Here is a 24,474-nt window from a genome sequence, read left to right on the forward strand (position 1 = left end):
TCATGACAATGCAAAGCGGTGTTGTGAAAGAGGCTTTAAATCGTCTGCGGCCGCGCTGGATAAACTCAAAGGAAAGTCTTTTTAGACGTTTATTGATCGGTTTTCAGGCCAAGGCTGGTCAAAATGCTGTTGCGCACCTGATCGTCCCGCACCAGCTCGGCGATGAGTTCGGGCCAGGTGAGACGGCCACGCCGGATGGCTTCATCGATCGTGTAAGCCAGCGGCGATTGCGGTTCCGTGCGGCGGAAATACTCGGCGATTTCAGCCAAGGTTGCAAGAGCATCCTCGCGGTTGGCCAAACGTTTCGGCCTGCCGGGACCAGCCTGCGCCGCCTGCGCCCCGGCCTCGTCCGACGCCGCCGCCGGCTCATCCGCCACCGCCGCGCTCGCCGCCTCCAGCGGCGCATAACGCGTCACGAAATCGTTGATCTGGTTCAGGGCTTCGGCGATGCGGCCGGTGGGTGGGGCATCATGCCCGGCCAGCCGGTCGAAGATATCGCCCATGCCGCGCCAGGCCAGACGCGCCTCCTCCAGATCGCGTCGCAACGCAACATAAGCGCCGGGGCTGGCGGCGCGGGCGGCGGCGCGCATCGTATCGTAGGGCACCACGCCGGCGGCGATGCGCGCCTCGACACGCTTGGCGTCGGCGATCGCTTCCAGCTCAGCCGATTGCTGATACTGGAAGAACATCACCATTTCGCCGTTCGGGTCCTTGAACAAAGGCAATTTCTGCAAAGGCTGGCTGAGCGTGCCCTCGCCGCCCTCGCCATTCAGGCCGGTCACCGGGGCGACGCGGGTTTCCATGCCGTCTTCGTCCGGCATCGGGAACAGATGCTCCCAGTACCGCTCCGCCAGCCCGCCCAGCAGGCTGGCGCCGAAGGCCAGCCCGGCCAACCCATGGCTGCGCACCAGCGCCTCGGTCAGCCACGCCGCCGCTTCCAGATCCTTGGCCTGGGTGCTGAGAATTTCGACAGCCAGGGCGCGCACCTGGCGCCAGCCTTCCGGCGATGCCACCTCGCCCGGATTGGCATCCGCCGCGCGTTCGGCGGCGCGGGCATCGGCGCGCGCGTCGCGCAGCCGGAAATAAGGAGAGGTCGGCGAGAAATCGCTGCGGACATCCGTTCCGGCGGGCTCATCATCGCTGATCGGCGCCAGCAAGCTTTCGAGATCCAAGCCTTCAATCGCCACGAATCTGCCCTCTTCCCCGCCCTATCGCCATCGACCATGGCGACGCTGTTGCATTATCCATCGAGGGAGTTCAGCTGGTGACGCGATATCATCAAAATTGCATCAACGAACCGGCCTTCCCCTGCTTGTATTAGCTGGACATTAACGGTAACTCAAGCTAACGAAATATTGTTAAATTAGCGCACCGTAAGATGCGCTTTGTTTCGGTATGGGCGTGTCGGATCGGCGTTTACCCTCCTGGTAAACGCTTCATTGGACGCGAGACCTTCTTGGAGGGGGACGCTTTGGTCACACTTGACCTCCGGTCGTTAATCGGTCGCCTGGATGAGCATTGCCGCCGCGCGCTGGAAGCCGCTGCCGGGCTGACAATGTCCCGCACCCATTACAATGTCGAAATCGAACATTGGCTGGTGAAACTGGCCGACGGCACGGATACCGATATCGCCGCGATCTTCCGGCAATATGAGATTGATCACGGCCGTTTCATGGCCGATCTCAACAAGGCGCTGGACAGGCTGAAAACCGGCAATTCCCGCGCCCCTGGCCTGGCGCCGGATGTGGTCGATACCGCCAAGCAGGCCTGGCTGCTCGCCTCCATCGAACAGGGGCTCTCGCGGGTGCGCTCGGGCCATGTGCTGCTGGCCCTGCTCTCGGATGAAACCCTGGCCCGGCGCGCGCGCGAGGCCTCCAGCCAGCTGCTGAAAATTCAGCCGGATGTGCTGAAGCGCGACCTGGCCACCATCACCGCCGGCAGCATCGAAGCCAGCACCCCGCTGGCCGCCGATGGCGCCGCCCGGTGGCGGATGAAAACGGCGTGCCCCGCCCCGCCGGCAGCGGCGCGCTCGATCTTTATACTTACGACCTCACCGACCGCGCCCGGAAGGGCAAGATCGACCCGATCCTCGGCCGCGATTTCGAGATCCGGCAGGCGATCGATATTCTCACCCGCCGCCGGCAGAATAACCCGATCCTCACCGGCGAGGCCGGCGTTGGCAAAACCGCCGTGGTTGAAGGTCTGGCGTTGAAGATCGCCGCCGGCGATGTGCCGGAGGCGATGAAGGATGTGACGCTGCGCACGCTGGATCTGGCGCTGCTGCAGGCCGGTGCGGGCATGAAGGGCGAGTTTGAGCAGCGTCTCAAATCTGTCATCGACGAGGTCAAGGCCAGCCCGAAGCCGATCATCCTGTTCATCGACGAGGCGCATACGCTGATCGGTGCCGGCGGCCAGGCCGGGCAGAACGATGCCGCAAATTTGCTGAAGCCGGCGCTGGCGCGCGGCGAGCTGCGCACCGTCGCCGCCACCACCTGGGCCGAGTACAAGAAATATTTCGAGAAGGATGCGGCGCTGACGCGGCGTTTCCAGGTGGTGAAGGTAGAAGAGCCCTCCGAGCCGATGGCGATCGCGATGATCCGCGGCCTCACCGCGACACTGGAGCGGCATCACAAAACCCGCATTCTGGACGAGGCGATTTCCGAAGCGGTGCGGCTCTCGGCGCGCTTCATCCCGAGCCGGCAGCTGCCGGACAAGGCGATCAGCCTGATCGATACCGCTTGCGCGCGGGTGGCGATGAGCCAGGCCGCGATTCCGGCGCCGATCGAGGACAAACAACGGCGTATCGAGCTGATCGATACCGAAGTGTCGATCCTGGAGCGCGAGATGGCGGCGGGCGGCGCGCATGAGGCGCGCATCGCCGAGCTGGCCGAGGAGAAGGCCGGGCTGGAAGCGGCGCTGGCGGCTTTGCAGACCCGTTTCGCCGAGGAAAAGACGCTGGCGACCGAGATCAGCGCCGTGCGCGCCAAGATCGAGGATGCGGAGAACACCGAGGACAAGGCCGCACTGAGGGCGCAGCTCAACAAGCTGCATGAAGATTTGCGGACATTGCAGGGCGAGACGCCGCTGATCTTCCCGGTGGTGGATGGCCAGGCGGTGGCGGAGATCGTCGAGAGCTGGACCGGTATTCCCGCCGGGCGCATGCAGTCCGACGAGATCAACACCGTGCTGAACCTGAAACAGGCGATGGAAGAGCGCGTCGTCGGCCAGCCGCATGCGATGGAGGCGGTGGCGCAGGCGATCCGCACCAGCCGCGCCAAGCTCACCGATCCACGCAAGCCGATCGGCGTGTTCATGATGGTTGGCACCTCCGGCACCGGCAAGACCGAGACCGCGCTGACCCTGGCCAATCTGCTCTATGGCGGCGAGCAGAACATGACCACCATCAACATGACCGAGTTCAAGGAAGAACATAAGGTCTCGCTGTTGATGGGCAGCCCGCCCGGCTATGTCGGGTATGGCGAGGGCGGTATCCTCACGGAGGCGGTGCGCCGGCGGCCTTATTCGGTGATTTTGCTCGACGAGATGGAGAAGGCGCATCCTGGCGTGCAGGATGTATTCTTCCAGGTGTTCGACAAGGGCAACATGAAGGACGGCGAAGGCCGCGATATCGACTTCAAGAACACCGTCATCATCATGACCTCGAATGCCGGGACCGATCTGATCGAGAAGCTCTTCGCTGATCCGGAGACCGCGCCGGATGCGGCCGGGCTGGCCGAGGCGCTGCGCCCGGAGCTGATGAAATATTTCAAGCCGGCCTTCCTCGGCCGGGTGACGCTGGTGCCGTATTTCCCGCTCTCCGACGAGGTGATCCGTCAGATCGTGCGGCTGCAGCTCAACAAGATTCAGAAACGCGTGAAGGAAGCCTACAAGGCCTCGTTCACCTACGCGCCGGAGCTGGTGGAAACCATCGCCGCGCGGTGCAAGGAATCCTCCTCGGGCGCGCGCAATGTAGAAAATATTCTCTCGCGCAGCCTGTTGCCGGAACTCTCCGCCGAGGTTCTGGCCCGCATGGCCGCGGGCGAGGGGATTGCAAACATCTCGGTCGGGATCGGGCCGGAGGGATCATTCTCCTACGCGCTCAGCTAAAGACTCTCTCTTCCATAACAGGAGCACGACATGGCGATTTACATCAAATATACCAGCCCGACGGTGGATGGCGACGTCACCACCCAGGGCTTCGACAAGCAGATCGAGGTCAACAGCTTCCAGTGGGGCGTCGGCCGCGGCGTCGGCTCGCCGACCGGTTCGTCGGGCAACCGTGAGGCGAGCTCGCCGAGCGTTTCCGAAATCACCGTCACCAAGATGCTGGACAATGCCTCCGGTGGCCTGCTGAAAGAGGCGCTGAGCAGCGGCGGCAAGGCGAAGCTGGTAATCTCCTTCACCCGCACCGACGGTAACGGCGCCGTCGTTTATTTGGAGGTCACCCTGACCGACACGATGATCAGCGGCTACAGCCTCTCTTCTGGCGGCGACCGGCCGAGCGAGAGCGTCTCCTTCAACTTCACCAAGATCGAAGTGAAGTTCACCCCGCAGAAATCCGACGGCACCGCCGGCTCGCCCTTCCCGGTCACCTACGATCTGGGGCTGCAGAAGCTGTCCTGAAAACGCAAAGGCCGGCGCCAAAAGCGCCGGCCTTTTTTCCACACGAGAGCACTACCAGGTCTAGGCTGACGCGCAGCGGCAAACCATCAACAAGCAATTGCTCGCCAAAATAAAAGTTTGAGATTTCAGCTGAAAACTGATGTCCCTAGGCATCTAGAGCGATGGTGACCAGGACGGCCTTGAAAAGGCAGGCCTCTGAACGCGTGAAACAATTTTTAAGCGTACACAAAGAAAAAAACCTCTAAAATTAAAGTCTTTTTTGAATTCTCCCGCGCCGTCTGCTTTAGGTTTTACCCTGCCGAAACCCAAATTCTCTGCGCCGTGATCTTGGCGGATCAACTCAAAGGAGTTTCCCATGCCGTTCTGGAAATCAAAGCCAAAAACAAAGCCTTTGACTATCTCAGGGCCGATCGGCAGCGACAGGCTGGCGGGTACCACCAAACGGGTCATCTTCGCCGGTCATGGCTCCTTCAACACCATCACCGACAAGAATTTTCCAAAAGTTCGGCTGCCTCCCAATATCACAATGGTGTTTTGGTGTCTGCATGGCGAGGAGCTTCTGGATTCCATTGGCAGCTTTATCGAATCTCATGAAGATGTGAATGGCTTGCCCGATTATCTCAGCGAGGCTGCGGAAAGAGCCGGGTACTCCAAAAAAGTTCCCGAAATCGTTCCTGGCGGCTCGGAAATCTGGAACTACCGGCTGACATATCCATCAGGGCTTAGCCTTGGCAACAAGCCCGCAAATATCCCGTCCTCGAAGTATAATCCTGCGATCAATCCCGCATCCCCGGCCAAAACGCCACCGGGCATCCCCGGCGATAAGCGCTATGTCGTGATGCCGCCGCTCTCCGGCGACATCAAGGACCGCGGCGTGCCGATCATCGCCTTGCTGGCCGCGAACTGGAATATCTGCGACGGTGCCGTGGTCCACTGGTGCGCCTGCCGTAGCATCGTGGCGCGTTAGAGAAAGATGGGTTCAGGTTGACGCGCCGGCGTCAAGATAAACACAAGAAATTGCTTGCCAAAACAAAACCTGGAGCCTTCAGCTGTGATCTGAAGGCTCTAAATTTTGCTTTGCCTAAACCTCCACAACCACCGCCGTCACATTGTCATTCACCCGGTGCGCCAGGGCGGCGGCAATCAGCAATTCCGTCGGTGGCACGCCCTCTGGCGCGCCGAGCAGGCTTTGGAGTTCCGGTTCGCTCAGGGTTTTACTCAAGCCGTCGCTGCACAGCAGAAACCGGTCGCCGGGCTGGATCTGGCCGATCACCTTGTCCAGCTCCAGCACCTCGTCATCCGCCCCACCGCGCGGGTGATGATATTGGCGTGCGGGTGTTTCTCCGCATCTTCCGGGCGCAGCGTGCCGGCCTCCACCAGCTCCTGCACCAGCGAATGGTCGCGGGTGATCTGTTGCAGCACGCCGCCGCGCAGCAGATAGGCGCGTGAATCACCGGCCCAGAGGCAGGCGAAATGCCGGTCACGGATCATCAGCCCGACAAAGGTCGAGGCGATCATCACATCGCCGCCACGCCGGGCGGCTTCCGCGCGCAGCGCATCATGCACCTGGGTGATGGTGACGCGAATGCCCGAGAGCAGCTCGCTCGCGCTCAGGTCAGCGGGCAGGCGGGAGAGCGCCTCGACGATCATGCCCGAGGCGACCTCACCCGAGGCATGGCCGCCGGCGCCATCGGCTACCACCCAGAGCCCCAGCTCCGGCCGGGCGAGCAGATTATCCTCGTTATGTTTGCGGACCGCGCCGACATCCGTCTGCGCCCAGGAACGTGGCATCAATTGAGCCCCTCCGCGGGCTGAGGATCATGGGGCTGAGAATCATGGGACTGAGGATCGCGCAGCATGGCGCCGGCATGGGTCGCGGCGGGCAACAGCCCCGGCATTTCGAAACGGCAAGGCCGCACCAGCGGGCTGCCTTCGGTCCACCAGCCAATTGGCGGCAGGGCTACGTCTTCCACCGGCGCGGCCAGGCCAGCGGCGATCGCTTCGTGCGGCTTATCGTCAACCACCACGGCCAGCCCTTCGGCTTGCGCCAGCGCCAGCCAGGCGCCGCCTTGCGCCAATGCGGCCGGATCATCCGCCAGCGCGGCCAGAATGAAGGGGTAATGCCGCCCGGCCTTGTCCATGCTCGGCAGCCACACCCCCAGCATCGCCCGCGCCCCGCAGGCGCCGTTAGGGAGGAAGAAATGCCAGATCGGCGCGCTCATCCAGGCCTGTTCCCATCCCGCGCCGAGATCGGCACGCGATTGGGTCAGGCAGTCCCGGCACCAGAGATCGAGCGGCTCGACCGCATCTTCCGGCAGCCCGGCGCGCAGGAAATCCCCGCGCGCCGGCAGCTTGCCGAAAAACCCGGTCAGAGCGGGTTGGAACATGCTCATCCCTGCAGGCTGGGGCAGCGGAAATCCGCCAGCATGCCGGGGGCGAAGGGGTTGAGCACGGAGTTGGCGCCGATGCTGTAGCTCACACTATGCCCGCCGGCGGAAAAGGTGAGCGTGTACTGGTCCGACGATCCGGCCTGGGCCAGCGTGCCCTGGCTGAACAGATGGAACAACGCCCAGGGGCCGGAGGCATCCAGCTCCACCGGGTTGCCGCCGCCGACCGGGGTGATGATCAGCCGCGCCGTCTGCATGCCATCGGCACCGGGCCAGGAGATCATCGTCGGCACTTGCGGGCCGTGGGCGTAAGAGACATTCACCGCGCCCAGCTGCAGCACCGCCTGCGCCGCGCCGGCATCGAGCGCGGTCGGGCTGAGGCTGAACTGCACGGACGGCGTGGCGCCGGCGGCGAAGAAGAGCTGCTTGATCGTCTCCGCGCGCTGGAACTCCGCCAGGGCGCCCTGGCTGATCGGCGGAGTGACGCCATTCACCGCCTGCACCCGCCAGGTCCGGCCGGACATATCGACGAAAGGCTGCACCTGCTGGGTGAAGAAGCTGTCCAGCAGCCCGTTGGGGGCGAAGAGATGCGCGAAATCACCCAACGGGATGTCGGAGGAGGAGGCAGGCACGAACGGGTAGCGCCCGGCCACCGCCTGCTGGCAGAGCTGGCCCGGCCCGGCGGCCCCGTTGAACGCCGCCGCCGCCGCCTTGGCCGCACTGCCGCCGCGCAGACCATTGGCATTGACCACCAGCGCCTGCAGCCAGCGCGATACGGGCTGCGGGTCGGTCGCCGCCTCACCTTGCAGCAGGCTGGCCGGGTCGCCGCCCGCCGCCGGGGCCGCCGGGACGGTGCCGGGCGCGGCGGCGGCCAATGCCGCCAATTGCTGTTGCAGCCCGTTGATGAGGTTGAGCGTGAGGCTCATCGGCGAGCCGGCGCCGCCGCCGACATAATTGATCAGCGGCGCGTAGTAATTATCCACCTCGGACCCAAGGGCGGGACCGCCGCTGGCCGTGGCCGCGCCCATCAGCCCTTGCAGCGCCGTGGCATCCGCATTCAACGCCGCCGCACCGGGGATCTTCGAGGTCGCGGCCGGCTTCGGCGGTTCGACGCCCTTGGAGAGCTGCAACTGCGTGGTGATGCTGGCCAGCAGACGCTGCATCGGCGATTGCGGGGAGCCGAGGATGTAGAGCGTCTGCACCGCCTGGCCGATATTGGTGGCCGGCTTCAGGTTCAGATCGCCCAGCATCGCGTTCCACTGCGCCTCGTAATCGGCCTCATAGAGCTTGATGACGTTCTGCTCCAGATTCTGCATGTCCGGACTGGACGGATCGACCTGCTGGCCGGGCCCGAGCACCCAGCTCTCATCCGCGACATCCTTGGTGGCGTGGGTGAGGGCCGGCAGCAGCACCAGCTGGAAGCCTTTCAGCGTGTAGAAACCGGGCACGCCCTCGGTCAGCGGCTTGCCGGAGGCGCGGGTGAAGAGCGGCACGCCGGCCGCCCCCATCGCCGTCGCCGGCACCCAGGCGGGCACGGCGGCGGCGGCCTGGGAATCGCGGATGCGCGAATAGACGCGCTCCGCCACCGAGACCCGGCTGAAGGTGGCGCGGGCGGCTTCCACCAGCGCGCCATCCAGCGGCACCTGCGGCAGCGGGGCGTTCAGCATCGCCACCAGATGCTGCATCAGATCCTCGCGCGCATCCTGGTTGGCGATGCCTGGATAAAGGCGCTGCCAATCCAGCTTCATCCAGGCTTCGACGAGGTTTTTGTCCATCGGCCCCTGCCCGCCCAGCATCAGATAGACGCGTGTGGCCTGGTAGAGGAATTCCGGCTTGTCGAAGCCGCCGCGCATCTCCGCTTCCAGCTGCAGGATCAGCCGTGGCAGCAGGATATTATCCAGCGCGTTGGCGTAGAGCGTGTTGGCACCGGCGCTGAGCTTGGGCGCCTGATTCAGCCCCAGCCCCATCGCGCCATGATCTGCCGTGTCGCCAGCGCCGAAGGGCATGGCGCGGGCGGCATCCAGCAAGGGCAGCACGGTTTGCAGGTTCGAATCCTGAACCGGATCCAGCTGCAGGCTCTTGGCCGCCTGCTGGTAATTGGCCACCGCCTGGTCGCTGGCGGCAATCGCCGCCTGGTTATGGGCGCGGCTGAGCAGGAACCCGCCGAGCAGCCCCAGAAACACGATGCCAACAGCGCCATAGCCCGCCGCTTGCAGCAGGAGGCGCCGGCGGCGCTGAGCCGGATTCTGCCCGGCCAGCATCGCCTCGCCGAAAATCACCTCCTGCAGCAGGCGGGAGAGGAAATAGCTGCGGCCGGAGGCGGCGCGCAGCGAGGGGGCGCGGCGCTGATCGATGCCGAAGGCGCGGGTGAGCGCGCCGGTCAGCCGGTCGATCGGCGTGCCCTCCTGGGTGCCGGAGGTGAAATAGACACCGCGCAGATAAGGGGCGGGGTCCAAAGCCGAGCCGCCAAAGGCCTCGGCCAGGAACTCGTTCAGCGGAGCTTCCAGGCTCGCCACCTGGGTGGGGAAGCCGGCGATGAGGGCGCGGCGCTCCGGGCTGCGCTCGCGCTGCAGCAGATCGATCAGCCGTTCATCCAGGCGCTGCACCAGCAGCTTGAACTCGGCATCGAACTGCGCCACCGCATTGGTGTTTTGTGCCGGGAAGGTGGTGCCCCAGACCTGGGCGCGCTTTTCCTGGTCGAGATCGTCGAAAAACTCGGTGAAGCCGGCGAGCAGATCCGCCTTGGTCAGCAGCGCATAGACCGGTAGCTTCAGATCCAGCCGGGCGGTGAGCTCCTTGATGCGGGTGCGGATGGCGCGGGCATGGGCCAGGCGCTCCTCACGCGGCGCGGCGGCGATGTCGGCCAGCGAGATCGCCACCACCACGCCGTTCAGCGCCTGGCGCTGGCGGGTGCGCTTGAGCAGGTCGAGGAAGCCCTCCCAACCGGCTTTGTCGGTGGCAGCGTTGGAATCCTGGGTGGTGTAGCGCCCGGCGGTGTCGATCAGCACCGCCTGCTCGGTGAACCACCAGTCGCAAAGCCGGGTGCCGCCGACACCGGCCACCGCCCCCTGCCCCAACTCCGCCGCCAGCGGGAATTTCAGCCCGGCATTCAGAAGTGCTGTGGTCTTGCCGGCCCCTGGCGGGCCGATGATCACGTACCAGGGTTGCTCATAGAGATAGCCGCGCGAGCCGCTGGCCTTGCGCAGCAAGGCGAGGGATTTTTTCAGCTTCTCGCTCAGCGCCGCCAGCTCTTCCGCCGCCGCCTTGTCCTGCGTGGCCGCCCCGGCATCCGCGACACCGGCGGCCAAAGCCGCGTCACGTGTCTTGCGCCGCCGGTCCAGCAGCAGATTGGCGCCGAGCCAGACCAACAGAATGACCAGAATGATGACCAGCCGGACGATGATGCCGGCCAAAGCGTGAATGAAGGGCGCGAAGAACCACACCAGAGCCGCCAGCACCAAGGCGGCGACGAAGCTCAAAACCCAGCGCGACGCCAGAAAGCCGAGAATTTTTTTCATGGCGATGTCAGTTTCCCGAAGGGTGGTTCAGCACGATTTCGATGCGCCGGTTCTGCGCGCGCCCCGCCGCGCTGGCGTTGCTGGCGACAGGGTCGGCATCGCCCATGCCTTTCGCGGTGATCCGGCTCTGGTCGCCGATGGTCTGGTCCAAAATCGCCGCCGCCGCCTGCGCGCGCGATTGCGAGAGCACGAAGTTGGAGGGGAATTGCAGCGTGTGGATCGGCTGGTTGTCGGTATAGCCGGTGACGACGACCGTGCCGGTTTCCTTTGCCAGCGCCTGGCCGATTTTCCGCAGCAGCGGCACATCGGTATCTTCCACCGTGGCGCTGCCGGAGCCGAACAGGCCCTGGTTGTTGATGCGCACGATCGGCTGATGGGTGGTGCCCAGCACGCTCACCTTGCCGGCGGCGATTTCAGGCTGCAGGAAGCCGGAGAGACGGTCCAGGATCGTCGGGCCGATGGGCGCGGGCTCGGCCGGGGCGACCACCGGCTGGGCGCGGACGATCTGCGGCATTTGCGGCAGCGGCGCGCTCACCTGCGCCTGGAAGGCGGCGTCGGACTTGCCGGAGAGCGAAAACAGGCAGCCGGCATAAACCAGCCCCAGCACACCCAGCGCCACGATGGCGACCACCCAGACCGGCACGCCGAAGCGGCGCGGCTTATAGCCCGCCGCAACACCTTGCCAATGCGGGGAGAGCGCCGGATCTCCCGGCGGGTTTTGCCGGCGCAGCACCGCGTAGGTTTCCTCGCGCAGCCGGTCGATCTCGGCCGGGCCGCGCGGGAGAGCCGGTAGCGGCCCATATAGCCAAGCGACAGGCAGAAATACATCAATTCCAGAACCGGCAGGAAATTGCCAGGATTTTGGCGGATCTGCGCCATCACGTCGAAGAAGCGCTCGCCGGAGCGGACTTCCTGATGGAAGGTGGAGACCAGCGAGCGCTGCGCCCAGGCCCCCTGGCTACCCCAGGGGGTCGCCAGCACCACGTCATCCAGGCTGGCGCAGAGGGCGTAATGCGCCGGGCGGAGCTGCTCCATCGGAATGTTGCGCGCCCGGGCGGTTTCCTCGAAACGGCGGATTTCGCGCACGGCGCGCTCGCGCAGATCCCCGGAATCAGGCGCCTGCAGCGTGTTGCGCAGCCGCGCCAGCAATTGCAGCAAGGGGGCGGCGGCGGCGATCAGCGGCGCGCCGCCCATGGAGATCGTCTCCGGCGCATCCGCCGGCAAGGCGGCGGCGGGGGCGCTGTAGCCGGGGGCGGCGGGCGCGCCGCCGAACGGGCTGTCGAACGGCGCGGGCTGGGCGGGCGGCGTTGTGGCCGGGCGTTTGCCGCCCGGGATCGGGCGGATCACGGTGCGGTCTGAATCGTCCGGCTCGGAGAACGGATTATCGCTCATCGTCTCTCTCCCTCAGCGCTTCGCGCGCTCACCCTTTGATGGCCCAAAGCTCCATGCGCAGGCCAGGAAATTCTCCGGAGACATGGATCGCGAAGCCGCCCGAGGTCTGCATCTGCTGCCAATGCGGGCTGTTGCGGTCCAGCTCGAAATAAGAGCCACCGGCATAGAACGGGATCTGCCGGGGGCGACGGGCAGCGGGCGCACGGCGATGCCGGGCAGCGCCACATTCACCAGCTCGCGAATATGCTCCACCGCGCCGATTTTCACCTGGGCGGGGAAGAGGCGGCGCATCGTCTCGGTCGGCACATCGGCCTGCACCGTCAGCACGAAATTCGCCGCGCGCAGAATATTGCGGTCATTGATCGGGCCGACATGCACGCCGTGCCGGCGCTCCTGCAGCGGGATCGCCGTGGCGTTGGTCTCAATCACCGAGGAGAGCGCGCGGCGCAGATCCGCGATCACCGGGGCGAAGGAACGTTGCAGATCCTCATGCCGATAGCCGGGATATTTGTTCGGGCGGCGCTGCCCCTCGGTGAAGGTGGCGAATTCGGCGGCCATCTGCACATAGGCGGTATAGAGCGTCTCGGGATGGATATTCGCGGCATCGGCCCAATGCTGCAGCAAAGCCTGCCAGCGATTGAGCGCCTGCAGCAGCATGAAATCCGCCACCTCGGCGACACCGCGCGCACCCGGCGCATTCACCCTTGCCGCCAGCGCCTCGCCGCGCTGGTTGATCATGCCGGCGAATTCGGTGACCAGCCCGGAGAGGCCCGGCACCGCGTGGCAGGCCAGAGCGGGGGGCAGCCAGTTCTCATCCAGCGTCACACGCTTGTCGGAGGAAACCTCCATGATCCGCGCGACGGGAATGCAGAGATAGCCGGCGCGGTCATCGCTATCCAGCAGGTAGCGCAGCTTCAGCCGGCCGATCAGCAATTCCGCCGCCTGCGGCGAGGCGGAATGGGTGTCGTAGGCCTCGAAGCTCTGCGCCTTGTAGCGGCCCTCGGCACTGCCATCGGCGGCGGCAATCTCCACCGCGCCGGCCTGCTGCACTGGCAGCGCCAGATGGATCAGCACGCCGCGGGTATTTTCCGGCACCTCGAACGGGGCGGGGTGGTCCGCCTCGCCGGGCAGGCTGAAGGGCGTGCCGTCCTCGAACAAGCCGGCGGCGCTGGAGAGGGCGAAACGCCCGGTGCCGAGCAGATCGCGGTCCAGCATCATCTGGGTCAGGCCCCAGCCATGCGACCGCAGCGCCGCGACACGGCCGCGCAACGTTGCTTCCAACCAGCGATCCTGCTGCTGGAAATGCTGGGAGCGGAGGAACATGCCCTCCTGCCAGATGACGCGGTTGGTCCAGCTCACGAAGCGGCTCGCATAATCTTCAAATCTCCCAAACACGGCACCCGGAGGCGCCGCGTCATTATTACGGCTTGCGCATCATCCGCCAAGGGATGCGGTCAGCCCGTTTATATGCAGTGTCAGCACGGTTGGCCCATGCGCGGCAACCGGGGCGGTGAGTTTCCAGGTGGAATGATTGATGTCCCGGAACAGCACCGCGACGCCGAGCGTGGTCGTCCCCGGCGTCAGATTGATCGTTTCCGTCAGCTTCTGGCCGGGTGAAACGATATATTGCGCGGAACCGCCCAGCGCCTCCGTGCCCAACGCCGCAGTTTCATTGCCGGTGAGGGTATAGACATCCGCCGCCTGGAACTTGCCGCTGGCGGCGAGCTGATAGACCCGCACCGCCACCGCCGTGCCCTGACCGGCGGGATCGGGATTCTGCCCGGCGGATCCTGCGATATTCAGCGTCAGCACCGGCGGCGGGGCGGCGGCGCGGCGCAGCCGGCGAGCACCAGGCAGGCGGCGAGGAAAGCCGAACGTTTCATGACATCTCTCCTGGTCCGGGGTCGCGGGCCGAAACCTCCCGCAAGGCGGTTTCATAGGCGCGGGCGAAGGATTTGCCGAACACGCTGTCGAAATCATCAGCCAGCGCGCGGGTGATGGTTTCGTGAAGTTTCTCATAGGCCTCGAAGGCACGGGCCTTTTTCTGCGCCGGCAGCAACGCCATGCCGCCTTCCACCTGCAGCTTCGCCGGGTCGAGCTGGGCCAGCAAGGCCCGCACCGCATCCTGCATCGCCGCCATGGTGGCCAGCTCATGCAGGCGCATATCGCGCAGCGCGTCGTTCACCGCCGCATCCGGGCCCATATCCACCCGCCGGCCGAGGCCCAGTAGGGCGGTCAGCGCGTCATCGTCATCGGCGGAGAATTTCAGCGGGTTGTTGCCACGGGCGCGGATCATCGTCTGCTCGATGCGGAATTCGCCCTTGATGGTGGCGCGCGCGATCAAAGCCTGGCGGATGCCGGAGACGACAGCCCGGAAGGTGGCGCCCAGCGCCTGCATCAGCGCCTCGGGATTGGCTGGAGTGCTACCCTCCAGCCCGGCGCCGCGCAGGAAGGCCGCCATCAACGCGTCACCACCCGGCGCGGGCGCCTGGGCCGTGACAGGCGAGGTCGGCATCGGCGCCGCCGCGCGGGGGGGCTCCGGCAGCGGGGCTGGCGCAGCTTGTGGCGGGCGATGATCCGCCGGCTCGGCAAAGGGGTTGGCAGCCTCCGGCGCCGGGCGCGGGGGCAGCGGCGGCGGCATGGAAGGTCGCGCGACGGGCGACGGCGCAAATGGCGCGGCAGGGGGCGTTGCCTCGAACGGGGACGGGGTGGACGCCCAGGACTCCGGCGCCGGCGCCTGGGGCGACGGCGTGAAGGCCGGAGGTGCCGCCGGCCGGGCTGGCTGCTGGCCGGGCAGCGGCGAGAGGTCCCAATCATCATCCTCCGGCAGCATCTGCCGGGCGGCGGGCGGGCGGAAGGCGTCGCTGAAGGAGGGGGTGTGGTCAGGCTGGGTCGGTGCGCCGAGGAAATCGCTCTCCGGCCCGGCCAGCGGGTCGAACCGGTCGGGCATCTGCACCGACGGGGGCTGCGGCGGGCCGCCAAAGAGCGGGTCATTCGGGCCGAAGGCGGCGCTGGTGAAGCTGTTGGCGGGCGGCGGTGGTGGTGGCGCGAACACATCGCCACCGAACGGATCATCGAAGGGCGAGCTGGCCTTGCCGAAGCTGGACGCCCCGAATCCCTGCCCGTCCTCGACCCTGGCCTCAATCTCATAGGCGCCGAAGCGGATCCGGTCGCCGTCGCGCAGCGCGCGGATCTGACCATTGCCGATCGGCTCGGGCTCGTGGTTCAGAAAGGTGCCGTTGGTGCTGATATCCGCAATCGCCCAGCCGCCATTGCGAAAGGCGATGACGCAATGGCGCTTGGAGAGCAGCCGGTCAGGATCCGGCATGATCCAGTCATTATCAGCCCCCGGCCGATGCGGAATTCCCCGCCGGAGAGCTGCTTGGTCTCGGGCGGCACCGCATCCGGGCAGCGCAGAATGGAAAGGGTCAGGGTCATGGCGCCTCCGGCGGCAGGCGGCCCGGACCGCCGGCGGCGATATCCTGGGCGGATTGCAGGAACATCGCCAGGCGCTGCGGCTGCCGGGCGGCATCGCCGCGCACCGAGGCGAGGGCCAGCGCCCCCGCCACCGCAATGCCGGTGAGATGCGGCGGCGGCGTTACCGCCGGCGCCTCCGGCGGTGCCAGCGAGTCCCCGCTCCAGAATGCCGCCACCCCGGCCCAGGCCTCGGGGCTTTGAAAGCCGGCGCGCCGGGCTTCATCCATCGCCGCCCGGGCCTGGGTCATGCCCTGCTGGCGCACCCAGCCCTCGGCCTGCTCGCGCGCCTTGCGGTCCGGCTCCGGCAACGCCGCCGGGCAGTGTGCAGGGCGCACATGCAGGCCCACCAGACCGCCTCGCGCTTGGGCAGGGCATGGGCCAGAACCCGCGTCGCCTCAATCCCGAACCCCGCCTGGGCCAGCGCGGCAACCACCGCCTCCACACTCTCCAGCCCGTCCACGCTGGCCAGCGCCGGCCCCTGCAGATCCGCGCGCTGCAGCACCACCGGCAGGGCGGCGGCGGATAATTTGCTCTGCGTCGCAGCACTCATTTTATGTGCCCTCCCCGCGTCACGAATTGATCATGGTGATGCCGCCCTTGAGCTCCAGCATCCCATCCCCGGAGACCTGCACGATCGCCCCCTTCACCGCCGTCTGCGCCTGGCCGGTGACATTCACCTGAATGCCCTTCACATCCACCTCGGAGGCGGTGAGCTTCACCGAGCTGGGGCCGACGGTGAGGGTGATCGAGCTGGTATCGATGACGATCGAGTTGCCCCCGACCTTCAGCGTGATCGACTGCCCGGCCTTATGGGTGATGGTCCCGACGCTGACATCCAGCGATTCATTGCCCTGGCTCACCGTGGTGGATTTATTGCCCTCGGAGACGGTGGTGGTGAAATCCTGCTTCACCGTGTCGGTCTTCTTGCCGTCGATCTTCACCGTCTCGTCCTTGGTGACGGTGACGTTGCGGTCGTTCTCGACCTCGATATTGAGGTCCTTCTCCGCATGCAGATACACGGCCTCGCTGCCCTTGGTATCGTCGATGGAGAATTCGCTGAAATTCGCGGTGCCGCCCTGCATGGTGGAGCGCGTGCGCAGGCCGCTCTTGTTCTTCTCGGAAGCGGCGAAAACCGGCTTGTTATTGCCGTTGAACAGGCAGCCCACCACCACCGGGCGGTTCACATCGCCTTCCAGGAAGGAGACCACCACCTCCATGCCGATGCGCGGAATATACTGGCTGCCCCAGTTATTCCCGGACCAGCCCTGCATCACCCGCACCCAGAGGGTTTTATCGGTGGTGATGTCGCCCTCATGGTCGAAGGGGAACTGCACCTGGATGCGGCCGAGATCATCCGTGTAGATCTCCTCGCCCTTCGGCCCGATGACGATGGCGCTGTACATCCCCGCCATCACCGGCGCGGCATAGGCGGGTTCGTCCTGGTAGGTCGTCTTGGAGGGGAAGGCGACGATGCTGGCGGAAATCGAGGCGCGGTGGCCGCCCTGGCCGCCGGCCTTGCTGTCCACCACATGCAGCCCGAGCGACTGGATAACATATTCCGTGCCGGCCCCCGTGGCGGGGTCGTTCATCAAAGTGAATTTGCCGCCGGCGATGAAATCCGCGACCTGGCCGGAGCCGGTATAAAGCTGCGCCCCGGCTTCCGCCGCCAGCATATGGGTCTTGGCCAGGGTTTTGGCGTTGCTTGTGGCATCGCGCACCGCCGGCCAGCCATAATGGGTGCGCTGCGAAGCGGCGGAGGCCTGCAGCACCGTGCTCTCGGTGCCGGTGATCGCGCCGGGGGCGAGCGTATCCGTCACCGGGTTGTAATCATCCCGGCGCACGCTGCCCATCACCGTGCGGTCCATCCGGTGCCAGCTATTCAGCACACCGAACCCGCCATGGGTCTCATCGAGATAGATCTGCGGCGCGGCAATATCCGCGAAGGCGGTGTTGGCGTTGGCCAGCACCATCGTGTGGGCGCCCTCGCTATGGGTGAAAAAATAGAAAATCCCGGCATCTTCCATCAACCGCTGGATGAAATGCAGATAGGATTCGTTGAACTGCACCACATAATCGCGCACGGGAAAGCTGCCGCTGGTCTTGTCGCTGACCGCGACGCTGAATTTGCCCAGCACATATTTGACGATGTCGAGCACCGATTGCTTCTGATAGAAGCGGCAATCCATGGTCTGGCTCAGAAACCAGAGCTTCGGCACGACGCTGATTTCATATTGCCACAGCGTGGTGGATTGCGAGGGCAATTGCCGCACGGCGTTGACCAGGCCGGAGATGTAGCGGCTGGCCGCGCCGCCATCCGGCGCCGCGATGCTCACCGTCACCGCCTTGTCGAGCAGGCTGTTCGCATCCAGCAACGCGCTGCCGGAATGCAGCTGGACCGTATATTGGAAGGGCCGGCTCAAGCGCTCGCTGCCATTGACGGCGGCGATCCCGAAGCTCGCATCCGGCAACGGCGTCGTGATCGTTAAAAAATCTAACTCTCCGCCCATGACCCACCCATCCGTTCCTGTCGTCCCGGAAACGGCGAGACCGCCTCCAGCCCGGCCGCGCGGGGCCCGGCTTGGCCCGCAATGCCTGATTCCGAACATTTCCCCAAATGTTGCACAGCCGCAAGGCTGAGCGGGGCGATGCTATCACCTTCATTATGATATCACCATGCCCGGGGCGGGGATTTGTCGGCAAGCCGGAACGACCCGCGCGGGCGTAGGCTGGCCATCATCGCGGCCCCGCGGCGGCGCCAGGCCGTCCGCAATTCCGTTTGCGGTAGCTGCGTCCCTGACATCAGGATCTCGCGCCGCGCGCAGGCGAGCCCTGCGCGCGGTCCCATTCCCCCTGCCCGCCGAACCTGCGCTAAATCCACATGCCGACGCGCAAAACGGCTTCAACGGGGGATTGCGGATGCACCATACGACACTCAGCCTGCGGCATGCCCTGCTGGCCCTGGCGGTGATGGCGATCTGGGGCAGCAATTTCGTCGTCGCGCGGCTGGGGCTGGAGCAGTTTCCGCCCTTCCTCTTCGCCGGGCTGCGCTTCACCCTCGCCGCCTTGCCGCTGGTGTTTCTGCTGCCCCGCCCCAATGTCAGCTGGCGCAACCTCGCCGCCTACGGGCTGCTGATCGGCACCGGCCAGTTCGGGTTGCTGTTTCTGGCGCTGAGCGGGCATATCTCGCCCGGCCTGGCCTCGCTGGTCATCCAGGTGCAGGTGTTCATCACCATCTTCCTGGCGATGCTGCGCAATGGCGAACGGCTGCGCGGCTTTCAGATTGTCGCCTGCCTGCTGGCCATCGCCGGCATTCTGGTGATCGCGGCGCATGTGAATGGCCACACCACGCCTCTTGGCCTGGCCCTGGTGCTGATGGCGGCCAGCTGCTGGGCCAGCGGCAATATCGTCGCGCGCGAAGGACGGCCGGATAATTTTCTCGCCTACGTGGCCTGGAGCAGCCTGTTTTCGGCGCCGCCGCTGCTGGGCCTGTCCCTGCTCACCGAAGGCCCGGCGGCGATGGCTCATGCCGTCAGCCACGCCACGCTGGGCGGCTGGGCGGCGCTGATCTGGCAAGCCGTCGGCAATAGCTGGTTCGGCTATGCCTGCTGGGGCATGCTGCTCGCCCGCTACCCCTCGGCCACCATTACCCCGATGGCGCTGCTGGTGCCGGTTTTTGGCATGGGCAGCGCGGTTTTATGGCTGCACGAGCCGATGCCGGCCTGGAAGCTGGGCGCGGCCCTGCTGGTCATTTGCGGCCTGGCGGTGAGCGTGTTCTATCCGCGCCTGCAGGCGGGAATGGCCCGGCGCCGGCCGCTCTGAATTCCGTATCAGCGCGCCATTTCATATGTGGGCTGGTCATGCAATCCCTAAAGGATTGGAAATCAGTAAGCGCCAATGTCCATCGGGACAGCACTCCAATATCTGCGTCGCGGTCCCTCGCTGGACGATGTCTTGTCCACCCGGTTGTGCGACACACAGCTCCCAGTCGAGCAGCAACAAGGCGGTCTTCTGATTTACAATCATCCGGCGGATGCTGTTACGCAGCTTCGGTGCCGTTGCAATGAGGTCGCCAAGGGCTTTACGCAAGGCTGTGGCGCCGTTGACGAGCGTACCGTCAGTCATGCGCATCATGGCATCCTGGCAAAAGAGCGCCATCAACCCATCCAGGTCTCCTCTACAAAATGCCTGATCAAACCTGCTGGCGAAATCTTCCGGCTGCAAGGTCAGCTTCGGCTCGCCAAGTTTCAATTCGGAAATATAAGCACGAAGCAGCCGCGCCAACGCTTCAGGCGCTTCATAAGGAATGAGATGTCCGACGCCGGCTATGATTTTCAATTTCGCGGCGGGCAATGCCGGAAGCACGATTGTCCGCAACATCTCGATGCTGTCCACCTTGTCCAATTCACCGCCCAAAACCAGAACCGGGACATTGATCGATTGCAGCTCGGCGCTGACATCCTCGGCAATGGCGCAAGCCGGCCAGAATGCTTTCGCCGCGGCGCTGCCGCCTAAGCTGTCGGCGATGATCTGCGCGCGCCATTCCGGCTTCAGCTTTGATCCAGCCAGGATGTTATCGATCGTCCAGGAGATGGCTTCGGCACTATTATACGCCCCCGCCATGCCTTCGCGTTCGGCATCGGAAAGTATTTTGCCTTGCGCGGGCGAAGGCGCCACCAGCACCAGCCCCTCAAGCCCCGCATGGCGGCGCGAGGCCAGCAGCTGGGCTATTTTTCCTCCCATGGAGTGGCCGACCAGGATGTAACGCCGCAACCCTAACGCTGAGATGGCGGCCTGCACGTCATCCGCCAATGTCGCGATATCATAGCCTGTATCCGGCCGGTCTGAACCGCCCCACCCCCGCAGATCCAGCGCGATGCTGCGAACCCAACCAGGCAGCGCCTCAATGACGGGCGCCCAGCTGCGCGCCGTGCCGCCGAAATAGGGGAGAAATACCAGCGTCAAATCACCATATCCCGCCGTTTCGGCGTGGAGCGTGATACCGTTCGCGGAGACCAGCATGTCGATGTCCTTTCTATGCATGAAATCTAGCCAGGACGATAAGAGTATCCCATTTAAACGATAATCCCGTTATGGTGAGCTACACTCGATAATAAGGTGATCGAATCAACATGGACCGGCTGTTAAGCCTCTCAGTTTTTGTCGCGACCGTTGAGCAGGGGAGCTTGGCCGCGGCGGGGCGCGCACTCGGGATGACGCCGGCCATGGCGGGCAAGCATGTTTCCGCCCTGGAGGCGGCGCTCGGGGTGCGCCTCCTCCACCGCACGACGCGAAAGCTGCATATGACCGAGGCTGGCGAGGATTATTACCATCGCAGCCGCAAGATTTTGGAATCCCTGGAAGACGCCGACAATGCCGCCCAGCAACTACAGGACGAACCGCGTGGCCTGTTGCGTATCGCAGCCCCCGCCAGCTTTGGCCCGCGGCATTTGGGCGCGCCACTGGCGGCCTTCATCGGGCAGTATCCTGGCTTAAGAATTGAGCTGAGTTTGACCGACCAGATCACCGATCTTGTCGCCGGCGGGTTTGATCTGGCGATCCGGATCGGCAGCCTTGCGGATTCAAGCCTCGTCGCGCGAAAACTCGCGCGCACAAACATGCTAGCCTGCGCCTCGCCCTCTTACATCGCCAAAAAAGGGCGCCCGCAAAACCCTGCTGATTTGCGGAATTTTGACCGCCTCGCCTTTAGCCGCGCCACCACGATTGGCGATTGGTGTTTTACCGATCATAACGGCATAACCAGCAAGATTTCCGGGACGGCAAAGATTGCCGCGGATAACATGGATATTCTTTTGAACGCCGCTCTCGCGGGAGCGGGCATTGTTTATGGGCCGGCTTTCGTCTTTTCCGAATATCTCCAGACGAACCGGCTGGAGCAGCTCTTGCCGGACTACACGACCGAAAGCCTTGATATTCATGTCGTCTATCCATCAGCATCGCTCGTCCCCGCAAAGCTGCGCCGGCTGATTGCGTTTCTCGCCGATTGGTTTGGCAAAAACGCTTCATGGATGTGAGTGCGAAGAATTCTTCTGCAGCAGGGCTGCTCATCACATTTCCTTTTCCCACCAGCCTCGTGTGTTCACTTGGGCAGCGTCGGCCACGGCCTCCAGATCTGCGATCTCCTCACCGGTAAGCGCAATGTCGCGGGCTCTGACCAGGCCCCCGACATGCTGAGGCTTGGTTACGCCAATGATCGGAACGGCCCCCTTGGCGATGGCCCAGGCGACCGCGATTTCGGCGGCCACTGCATTATGCGTCTTGCCGATGGAGGTGAGCTTATTCGTCAGCGCTTCCACCCGAGACAGCATGCCATTATAAATTTCCGCCCGCCTGCTGCCTGTTGGCAGCGGGTTCGCCGGACCATATCGGCCGGTCAAGGCGCCCTGTTCCAGCACCATGTAGGCAAAGAAGGGAATGCCGAGGGTACGAGAATGCGCCAGGATGCCGGCATGTTCGGGGTTGCGATAGAGCAGGCTGTAATGGTTCTGGATGGCTCCGACCCGGAATCCAGCCTCGCCGAGGATCTGATCGGCGCGCTTTAGATCGTCCAAACTGTGATTCGAGACGCCAACATGTTTGACCTTTCCACTCTTCAGCAAAGGAATCAGGTGCGGCGTCCACTGCATGACGTCGGCAGGATTATGAATCCAATAGAGGTCGATTATATCGGTATTCAAGCTGGCCAGGCTCTGCTCCAGCATCTCCGCCACCGGGTCGTCACCGCGTCCCGCCGCCTGCGGCGTAAACTTCGTAGAGAGCTGATAGTCGCCGCGGGGAAGCGCATCAAAACCTGTCCGAGACGGGTTTCCGCACGGCCCATGCCGTAGACGCGGGCAGTATCCCAGAAGGTGAAACCGCACGCATACGCCTTCGCGACCAATTCCTCCAGACCGTCCAGCGCGAGGCTGCTGCCGAAATAGCCGTCCCCGGCCTCGCCGCTATCGCCCCAGGCCCAGGTCCCGAGCGCGACGGCGGGTGGGCTTATCTTGTCACTCATCATGCAGGCTCCAATTTATCCGCGCCCAAACGGCCGTCCCTTGGGCGATTCTCATAGTTTGAGGTGTGATGATGCTGAGCGGTTAGCCTGATGCGCCGAGTTTCTTGCCCAATCCTCCAGAAGCCGGGCTCCGCATTGTCGCTCTCGCATGTGCATGCGATGCTCAGCCCATGGAAGCGCTGGCTGATATCGCGGCTGTCATTGCACGCCACACCTCGCAGGACGGGTTCCAGGCGACCGCGATGGAGCGCCTGACACTCGTTCGCTCCTCCACGGTGACGATGCCGATGCCGAATGTCTACCGGCCGCAACTATGTCTTGTGGCGCAGGGGCGCAAAGACGTCACGATGGGCGAGCACCTATTCCGATATAGTCCGGGGCGCTATGGGATCGTGACCTACGATCTGCCAGCGCTCGGCCATGTGGTGGAGGCGAGACCGGACAAGCCCTATCTCTGCCTGTATCTCGATTTCGATCCGGTGATGCTGGGAAACCTGACCCTGCGTGTGCCGCTGCCGCCCGGCGCCGCTTCGGTGCCGACGGGCAAGACCGTTTCCGACGCCAGCGCGTCCCTGCTCGACGCGGCCCTCCGCCTGCTGCGCCTTTTGGACGATCCGGCCGCACTGCCCGTGCTCGGGCCGCTTGCCGAGCAGGAAATTCTATATCGCCTGCTCGCGGGGCCAGATGGCGCGCGGATGCGCCACATCACCGCCAGCCAGGGCCGCGTGGCCGAGATTGGCCGGGCGATCGCCTGGATCGGCAAGAATTTCCGCGAACGGTTCAGCATCGAGAGGCTCGCCGCGGAAGTCGGCATGAGTCCCTCCAGTCTGCATGAGCATTTCCGCGCCGTGACGGCGATAACGCCGCTGCAATTCCAGAAGCAACTCAGGCTGCAAGATGCGCGCAGCCTGATGCTGGTCCAGGACCTGGACGTAACGACCGTCGCCTACCGCGTGGGATATGAAAGCCCGACGCAGTTCAGCCGCGAATATCGCCGCCATTTTGGAGAGCCCCCGGCACGCGACATAGCCCGCTTGCGCGCTTCGCCGGGCCTGGCAGTGATGGTCTGAGTTCAACGTAACTATACGCCTCAAGATCTCACCAAAGTCTTCAGGCAGCATAACCTCGCCTATGAGAGGAATAGGCCAACCGACGAACGGAGCCAATTGCCCGTAAAGGCGACCCTCCGGGTTCGCAGTCATGCGACGATTATCATTCCTACGCGCTTTTCTCGGCATATACTCTAATCGTTGACGGAAAGCACCATCATCGGGTCGGGGATTTTCTCCGGGGCGATTTCGGCCGCCAGCGGCACCACCGCCGTACCAATGGCGAAGAATTCGATGACATGCGGTTGCCAGTTGTGGCTGCCTTCATGAATATCGACACCCACGACACCCTCCGCCTTCGCCGAAGCGGCCTCATGCTGCATGCGCTCGACGGCGATTTCGCGGGCTTCGTAGAGCGCGGCGGTGAAGTTCTCCAGCTCAACATTCCGCCCCACCGCGCCAAGGCCGGAGAGCACGCCGCGATGCGCCACGTGATAGACGCAGGAGCCCATCACCATTTCCACCGGCCGGTAGCCCGCATGCAGCAGCGACCAGAAATCCTGGCCTGAGAGATCCGAGGTGAACGGCCCGTTATCATGAGCGCGAAAGCCCTTATGGCCCTCGCCATGCACAACCCCGGTGCCGATGGCGATGAACTCAAGAAGATGCTCATCCCATTCCAGCCGCTTGATGGTCAGCTTCACCCCCACAATGCCATCGGCCCCCATGGCGGCGGCCTCGGCGCGCATCCGGCTCATGGCCAGTTCACGGGCATGGTACATGGCCTTGGAGAGCACCTCCATCTCCTGGTTCTTGCCCCAGGAGGAATATTGAACGCCGACATGGTAAACGCAGGAGCCCACGCAAAGGCCAATCGGCTCGAAACCCGCCTTGCGGACCAGCAGAAACTCATTGACCGAGAAATCGGATGTGAAAACGCCGGTGGAATGGGCCGAGGAGCGTAGCCCTTTCAGGCGTTCCTGCGCGTGCAAAGGCAAATTCAAGGTCATGAT

At 64.5% G+C, this 24,474-nt stretch carries 22 protein-coding genes and 2 pseudogenes; 6 read left to right on the plus strand and 18 right to left on the minus strand.

The window, feature by feature from the left end; genetic code table 11:
- Positions 1 to 89: 89 nt before the first annotated feature.
- The gene (gene tssA, locus GT370_RS14385) at positions 90 to 1,187 is read right to left on the minus strand and encodes a type VI secretion system protein TssA (protein WP_008493935.1); all 1,098 of its coding nucleotides are present in this window, start codon (positions 1,185 to 1,187) and stop codon (positions 90 to 92) included.
- 796 nt (positions 1,188 to 1,983) lie between these two features.
- Here tssA and tssH point away from each other — a divergent pair.
- The 3 genes from tssH to GT370_RS14400 all read left to right on the plus strand — a co-directional run bounded on the left by tssH (position 1,984) and on the right by GT370_RS14400 (position 5,590).
- Positions 1,984 to 4,107, plus strand: coding sequence for a type VI secretion system ATPase TssH (gene tssH / locus GT370_RS14390; RefSeq protein WP_442865440.1), 2,124 nt, complete (start codon positions 1,984 to 1,986; stop codon positions 4,105 to 4,107).
- Positions 4,108 to 4,137: 30 nt separating this feature from the next.
- On the plus strand, positions 4,138 to 4,623 hold the full coding sequence (locus GT370_RS14395; RefSeq protein ID WP_008493933.1) for an Hcp family type VI secretion system effector: 486 nt from the start codon (positions 4,138 to 4,140) through the stop codon (positions 4,621 to 4,623).
- A 355-nt stretch (positions 4,624 to 4,978) separates the two neighbouring features.
- Positions 4,979 to 5,590: a putative adhesin gene (locus GT370_RS14400; RefSeq protein ID WP_008493932.1), complete on the plus strand. Its 612-nt coding sequence runs from the start codon at positions 4,979 to 4,981 to the stop codon at positions 5,588 to 5,590.
- Positions 5,591 to 5,704: 114 nt separating this feature from the next.
- Here the strand turns inward: GT370_RS14400 and GT370_RS14405 are convergent, their stop codons facing one another.
- The 13 genes and pseudogenes from GT370_RS14405 to GT370_RS14465 form a co-directional block, all read right to left on the minus strand.
- On the minus strand, positions 5,705 to 5,914 hold the full coding sequence (locus GT370_RS14405; RefSeq protein WP_270183284.1) for a PP2C family protein-serine/threonine phosphatase: 210 nt from the start codon (positions 5,912 to 5,914) through the stop codon (positions 5,705 to 5,707).
- Entirely contained in the window at positions 5,893 to 6,414 is a 522-nt protein-coding gene (locus GT370_RS14410; RefSeq protein WP_270183285.1) for a PP2C family protein-serine/threonine phosphatase, read from the minus strand. Before GT370_RS14410 ends, GT370_RS14405 begins: the two co-directional genes overlap by 22 nt.
- Positions 6,414 to 7,010 carry a type VI secretion system-associated protein TagF gene (gene tagF / locus GT370_RS14415; RefSeq protein WP_008493930.1) on the minus strand — a complete coding sequence of 199 codons (597 nt, stop codon included), beginning with the start codon at positions 7,008 to 7,010 and terminating at the stop codon, positions 6,414 to 6,416. Before tagF ends, GT370_RS14410 begins: the two co-directional genes overlap by 1 nt.
- Positions 7,011 to 7,012: 2 nt before the next feature.
- Positions 7,013 to 10,528 carry a type VI secretion system membrane subunit TssM gene (gene tssM, locus GT370_RS14420; RefSeq protein WP_270183286.1) on the minus strand — a complete coding sequence of 1,172 codons (3,516 nt, stop codon included), beginning with the start codon at positions 10,526 to 10,528 and terminating at the stop codon, positions 7,013 to 7,015.
- Between the two features lie 7 nt (positions 10,529 to 10,535).
- The gene (tssL, locus tag GT370_RS14425) at positions 10,536 to 11,159 is read right to left on the minus strand and encodes a type VI secretion system protein TssL, long form (protein WP_333490086.1); all 624 of its coding nucleotides are present in this window, start codon (positions 11,157 to 11,159) and stop codon (positions 10,536 to 10,538) included.
- A 9-nt stretch (positions 11,160 to 11,168) separates the two neighbouring features.
- A pseudogene (gene icmH, locus GT370_RS14430) lies at positions 11,169 to 11,920 on the minus strand (type IVB secretion system protein IcmH/DotU); the annotation flags it as partial.
- 12 nt (positions 11,921 to 11,932) lie between these two features.
- Positions 11,933 to 13,279: a type VI secretion system baseplate subunit TssK gene (tssK, locus tag GT370_RS14440; protein WP_442865441.1), complete on the minus strand. Its 1,347-nt coding sequence runs from the start codon at positions 13,277 to 13,279 to the stop codon at positions 11,933 to 11,935.
- A 75-nt stretch (positions 13,280 to 13,354) separates the two neighbouring features.
- Positions 13,355 to 13,732, minus strand: coding sequence for a type VI secretion system lipoprotein TssJ (tssJ, locus tag GT370_RS14445; RefSeq protein WP_270183288.1), 378 nt, complete (start codon positions 13,730 to 13,732; stop codon positions 13,355 to 13,357).
- A complete protein-coding gene (locus tag GT370_RS21570) occupies positions 13,726 to 13,803 on the minus strand; it encodes a hypothetical protein (RefSeq protein WP_442865543.1) in 78 nt (25 codons plus the stop codon). The genes tssJ and GT370_RS21570 overlap by 7 nt, the downstream gene beginning before the upstream one ends.
- A complete protein-coding gene (gene tagH / locus GT370_RS14450; protein WP_270183289.1) occupies positions 13,800 to 15,248 on the minus strand; it encodes a type VI secretion system-associated FHA domain protein TagH in 1,449 nt (482 codons plus the stop codon). Before tagH ends, GT370_RS21570 begins: the two co-directional genes overlap by 4 nt.
- A 106-nt stretch (positions 15,249 to 15,354) precedes the next feature.
- Complete coding sequence (locus GT370_RS14455) at positions 15,355 to 15,705, minus strand: DUF6931 family protein (RefSeq protein ID WP_270183290.1); 351 nt, start codon at positions 15,703 to 15,705, stop codon at positions 15,355 to 15,357.
- Positions 15,642 to 15,947, minus strand: coding sequence for a DUF6931 family protein (locus tag GT370_RS14460; protein WP_270183291.1), 306 nt, complete (start codon positions 15,945 to 15,947; stop codon positions 15,642 to 15,644). Before GT370_RS14460 ends, GT370_RS14455 begins: the two co-directional genes overlap by 64 nt.
- Before the next feature lie 19 nt (positions 15,948 to 15,966).
- Positions 15,967 to 17,904, minus strand: coding sequence for a type VI secretion system Vgr family protein (locus GT370_RS14465; RefSeq protein ID WP_168118414.1), 1,938 nt, complete (start codon positions 17,902 to 17,904; stop codon positions 15,967 to 15,969).
- 409 nt (positions 17,905 to 18,313) lie between these two features.
- Between GT370_RS14465 and GT370_RS14470 the strand changes: the two genes are divergently transcribed.
- Entirely contained in the window at positions 18,314 to 19,216 is a 903-nt protein-coding gene (locus tag GT370_RS14470; RefSeq protein WP_008493918.1) for an EamA family transporter, read from the plus strand.
- 36 nt (positions 19,217 to 19,252) lie between these two features.
- On the opposite strand, the gene GT370_RS14475 is transcribed toward GT370_RS14470, so the two are convergent.
- The gene (locus tag GT370_RS14475; RefSeq protein ID WP_008493917.1) at positions 19,253 to 20,416 is read right to left on the minus strand and encodes an alpha/beta fold hydrolase; all 1,164 of its coding nucleotides are present in this window, start codon (positions 20,414 to 20,416) and stop codon (positions 19,253 to 19,255) included.
- 110 nt (positions 20,417 to 20,526) lie between these two features.
- Here GT370_RS14475 and GT370_RS14480 point away from each other — a divergent pair, with 110 nt between their 5' ends.
- On the plus strand, positions 20,527 to 21,429 hold the full coding sequence (locus GT370_RS14480) for a LysR family transcriptional regulator (RefSeq protein ID WP_039885135.1): 903 nt from the start codon (positions 20,527 to 20,529) through the stop codon (positions 21,427 to 21,429).
- 33 nt (positions 21,430 to 21,462) lie between these two features.
- Here the strand turns inward: GT370_RS14480 and GT370_RS14485 are convergent, their stop codons facing one another.
- Together GT370_RS14485 and GT370_RS14490 are read right to left on the minus strand one after the other, a co-directional pair.
- Positions 21,463 to 22,275: an aldo/keto reductase gene (locus tag GT370_RS14485; protein ID WP_270183292.1), complete on the minus strand. Its 813-nt coding sequence runs from the start codon at positions 22,273 to 22,275 to the stop codon at positions 21,463 to 21,465.
- Positions 22,254 to 22,415: pseudogene (locus tag GT370_RS14490) on the minus strand (aldo/keto reductase); the annotation flags it as partial. The pseudogene GT370_RS14490 and the gene GT370_RS14485, both read right to left, overlap by 22 nt.
- Positions 22,416 to 22,582: 167 nt before the next feature.
- Between GT370_RS14490 and GT370_RS14495 the strand changes: the two are divergent.
- Positions 22,583 to 23,482, plus strand: a complete 900-nt coding sequence (locus GT370_RS14495; RefSeq protein WP_008493914.1) for an AraC family transcriptional regulator — start codon at positions 22,583 to 22,585, stop codon at positions 23,480 to 23,482.
- Positions 23,483 to 23,655: 173 nt separating this feature from the next.
- On the opposite strand, the gene GT370_RS14500 is transcribed toward GT370_RS14495, so the two are convergent.
- Positions 23,656 to 24,471: a heavy metal-binding domain-containing protein gene (locus tag GT370_RS14500; protein ID WP_008493913.1), complete on the minus strand. Its 816-nt coding sequence runs from the start codon at positions 24,469 to 24,471 to the stop codon at positions 23,656 to 23,658.
- Positions 24,472 to 24,474 lie beyond the last annotated feature (3 nt).

Origin of the sequence: Acidocella sp. MX-AZ03, from assembly GCF_027626035.1 — a bacterium.
Lineage (GTDB): Bacteria > Pseudomonadota > Alphaproteobacteria > Acetobacterales > Acetobacteraceae > Acidocella > Acidocella facilis.

Bases quoted from the DNA above. Each gene is read 5' to 3' on its own strand.
- GT370_RS14460 (WP_270183291.1), bottom strand. From the start codon at position 15,947: ATGAGTGCTGCGACGCAGAGCAAATTATCCGCCGCCGCCCTGCCGGTG.
- GT370_RS21570 (WP_442865543.1), bottom strand. From the start codon at position 13,803: ATGAAACGTTCGGCTTTCCTCGCCGCCTGCCTGGTGCTCGCCGGCTGC.
- GT370_RS14500 (WP_008493913.1), bottom strand. From the start codon at position 24,471: ATGACCTTGAATTTGCCTTTGCACGCGCAGGAACGCCTGAAAGGGCTA.
- tagH (WP_270183289.1), bottom strand. From the start codon at position 15,248: ATGCCGGATCCTGACCGGCTGCTCTCCAAGCGCCATTGCGTCATCGCC.
- GT370_RS14495 (WP_008493914.1), top strand. From the start codon at position 22,583: ATGGAAGCGCTGGCTGATATCGCGGCTGTCATTGCACGCCACACCTCG.
- tssM (WP_270183286.1), bottom strand. From the start codon at position 10,528: ATGAAAAAAATTCTCGGCTTTCTGGCGTCGCGCTGGGTTTTGAGCTTC.
- GT370_RS14395 (WP_008493933.1), top strand. From the start codon at position 4,138: ATGGCGATTTACATCAAATATACCAGCCCGACGGTGGATGGCGACGTC.
- GT370_RS14470 (WP_008493918.1), top strand. From the start codon at position 18,314: ATGCACCATACGACACTCAGCCTGCGGCATGCCCTGCTGGCCCTGGCG.
- GT370_RS14480 (WP_039885135.1), top strand. From the start codon at position 20,527: ATGGACCGGCTGTTAAGCCTCTCAGTTTTTGTCGCGACCGTTGAGCAG.
- GT370_RS14465 (WP_168118414.1), bottom strand. From the start codon at position 17,904: ATGGGCGGAGAGTTAGATTTTTTAACGATCACGACGCCGTTGCCGGAT.
- GT370_RS14475 (WP_008493917.1), bottom strand. From the start codon at position 20,416: ATGCTGGTCTCCGCGAACGGTATCACGCTCCACGCCGAAACGGCGGGA.
- GT370_RS14400 (WP_008493932.1), top strand. From the start codon at position 4,979: ATGCCGTTCTGGAAATCAAAGCCAAAAACAAAGCCTTTGACTATCTCA.
- tagF (WP_008493930.1), bottom strand. From the start codon at position 7,010: ATGTTCCAACCCGCTCTGACCGGGTTTTTCGGCAAGCTGCCGGCGCGC.
- GT370_RS14410 (WP_270183285.1), bottom strand. From the start codon at position 6,414: ATGCCACGTTCCTGGGCGCAGACGGATGTCGGCGCGGTCCGCAAACAT.